Raw genomic sequence first — 1242 nt, forward strand, 5'->3', positions numbered from 1 at the left:
CTCCCCGGACCAATTTCCCCCGCCTGCAACACCTCCAGCGTCTGCCCGTCAAACGAAGGCTCGTCCTGGCCTATCCGCACGAACAGCACTTTCCGCCCCCCACCCTCGGGCACCTCGAAATACTGGATGCCGTCAGGCATTTCGCCCCAGGCGCCGCAGGGCGGCTCCGGGATCTCATCGGGGCTGGCTACCGCTTTCAGCTCTTTCGCATAGGCAGCGTCCGGGCTGAATGTGTAGCGTTTGACGCCGGCGGGGACTCTGCCCCCGGCGTAAGGCGTCGAATTCAATACCTTGTTTGCATCTGGCCATGCCTTCGGCCTGCCCGGTTCAAAGCCTCTCAGCATGCCATCTCAGATGGTCGTCCATGAAGCTGGAGATGAAAAGATACGAGTGGTCGTATCCATCCTGCATCCGCAATTTTAAAGGAATACCTGCTTTGGTGCAGGCCGCCTCAAGCAGCCAAGGCCTCAGCCCGTCGTCAAGAAATCCATCCGACGTTCCCTGATCCACCAAAAATTCGGGGAAGCGGTATCCGTCGTCGATGAGCGACGTCGCGTCGCAGCTTCGCCACGAGGCCTCATCCTTGCCGAGATACTTCTCAAAAGCCGGTCTCGACCAGCCGGCGGTGCTTGGCTGGGCGATCGGGGCGAACGCCGAGCAGCTCTTGAACCGCTGCGGATTCTTCAAGGCAATCGTCAGCGCGCCATGCCCGCCCATCGAATGGCCAAAGATTGCCTGGCGTGCCATATCGGCTGGAAATTCAGCCGCGATGAGGGCCGGCAACTCCTCGGCGACATAGGAATACATACGATAGTTCTTCGCATAAGGCTCTTGCGTCGCATCGAGATAGAAGCCGGCGCCGGAGCCGAACTGCCAGTTGTCTTTTTCATCCGGAATGTCGGCCCCGCGCGGGCTGGTGTCGGGACAAACGACGATCAGGCCGAGCTCGGCGGCCATGCGCCTGTACTCGCCCTTGTCCATGACATTGGCGTGCGTACACGTCAGGCCTGAGAGATACCACACAACGGGACAAGGCGTCTCCCGCGCCTGCGGAGGTATGAAAACGGCAAAAATCATGTCGCAACGGCAACTCGTCGAGAAATGGGAATAGACGCCCTGCACGCCGCCATGGGCTTTCGTCTGAGAGATGATTTTCATGTGTTCTCCACGTTGCGGGTCGGATGACGGTCGGCCCCACCACTGCCACCCAGCGGCAAGCACTTGCGTCCTGCCATCGTATGG

The 1242-nt window shown here is 60.1% G+C and carries 1 protein-coding gene and 1 pseudogene; both read right to left on the reverse strand.

Annotation, left to right across the window (positions count from 1 at the left end; genetic code table 11):
- Positions 1-344, reverse strand: a pseudogene (locus EOA22_RS34130) (hypothetical protein); the annotation flags it as partial.
- Positions 328-1158, reverse strand: a complete 831-nt coding sequence (gene fghA, locus EOA22_RS34135) for an S-formylglutathione hydrolase (protein WP_063167861.1) — start codon at positions 1156-1158, stop codon at positions 328-330. The gene fghA and the pseudogene EOA22_RS34130, both read right to left, overlap by 17 nt.
- Positions 1159-1242 lie beyond the last annotated feature (84 nt).

This window comes from Mesorhizobium sp. M7A.F.Ca.US.014.04.1.1 (assembly GCF_003998745.1).
Taxonomy (GTDB): domain Bacteria; phylum Pseudomonadota; class Alphaproteobacteria; order Rhizobiales; family Rhizobiaceae; genus Mesorhizobium; species Mesorhizobium ciceri.

Bases quoted from the DNA above. Each gene is read 5' to 3' on its own strand.
- fghA (WP_063167861.1), bottom strand. From the start codon at position 1,158: ATGAAAATCATCTCTCAGACGAAAGCCCATGGCGGCGTGCAGGGCGTC.